Below are 1,191 nucleotides of genomic sequence, written 5' to 3'. Positions count from 1 at the left end.
TAGGGAAACTCTGAAGAGGACTTCCAGATTTGGCAGAATGTCTGATCTCAACCGCCGAGACGCCTGATGAAGCAGATGACCTTCGCCGATGCCGAGTACGCCGGCAAGCGTAAGCAGACCCGTAGAGAGCTGTTCCTGATCGAGATGGATCAGGTGGTGCCGTGGAAAGGCTTGATCGCCCTGATCGAGCCACATTATCCAAAGGGCGAAGGCGGTCGACCGGCCTATCCGTTGATGGCGATGCTGCGCGTACATCTGCTGCAGAACTGGTTTGGCTACAGCGACCCGGCAATGGAAGAGGCGCTGTATGAAACGACGATCCTGCGCCAGTTTTCTGGACTGAGCCTGGAACGAATCCCGGACGAAACCACCATTCTCAACTTCCGACGTCTACTGGAGAAGCATGAGTTGGCGGGTGAGATTCTCGGTGTCATCAATGAGTATCTGGGGGATCGTGGCTTATCGTTGCGTCAGGGCACCATCGTCGATGCCACCTTGATTCACGCGCCCAGTTCGACCAAAAACAAGGACGGCAAGCGCGATCCCGAGATGCATCAGACGAAGAAGGGCAATCAGTTTTACTTCGGCGCCAAAGCCCACATCGGCGTCGATGATGAGTCGGGTCTGGTGCACAGCGTTGTGGTCACGGCAGCTAACGTTGCTGACGTCACTCAGGTCGACAAATTGCTGCACGGTAAGGAAAACGTGGTCTGTGCCGATGCCGGTTACACCGGTGTCGAAAAGCGCGAAGAGCACACTGGGCGTGAAGTTATTTGGCAGATTGCAGCCCGGCGCAGCACGTATAAGAAGCATGGCAAGCGCAGCGCCTTGTATGAAGCGACCCGCAAGATCGAGAAGGCCAAGGCCCAGGTGCGAGCCAAGGTCGAGCACCCGTTTCGGGTGATCAAGCGCCAGTTCGGCTATACGAAAGTACGCTTTCGAGGATTGGCCAAGAACACCGCGCAGATGCTGACGCTATTCGCTTTGTCGAACCTGTGGATGGCACGCCGACATTTGTTGGCGTGCGCAGGAGAGGTGCGCGCGTAATGCAGGAAATGGCTGCTGCGAAGCACCTTGCAGTGATCGATGGGCCCGAAAAACAGAGAATGTTGGTCAGGTTTCAACGTACGTCGTTTTTTGATGTGTTGGCTGCTCGATAGCCGGAAAATTTCCGGCTATTTCAGACCATCC

1 protein-coding gene is annotated in these 1,191 nt (G+C 55.7%); it reads left to right on the top strand.

Annotated elements, in window-relative coordinates:
* Positions 1–66: 66 nt before the first annotated feature.
* Complete coding sequence (locus AC07XM_RS31015) at positions 67–1,047, top strand: IS5 family transposase (protein WP_102690291.1); 981 nt, start codon at positions 67–69, stop codon at positions 1,045–1,047.
* Positions 1,048–1,191: the final 144 nt, after the last annotated feature.

This window comes from Pseudomonas sp. GW460-LB5, from assembly GCF_059423245.1.
The sequence above is the reverse complement of the archived record's forward strand: the minus strand, read 5'-3'. Positions and strand labels throughout refer to the sequence as shown.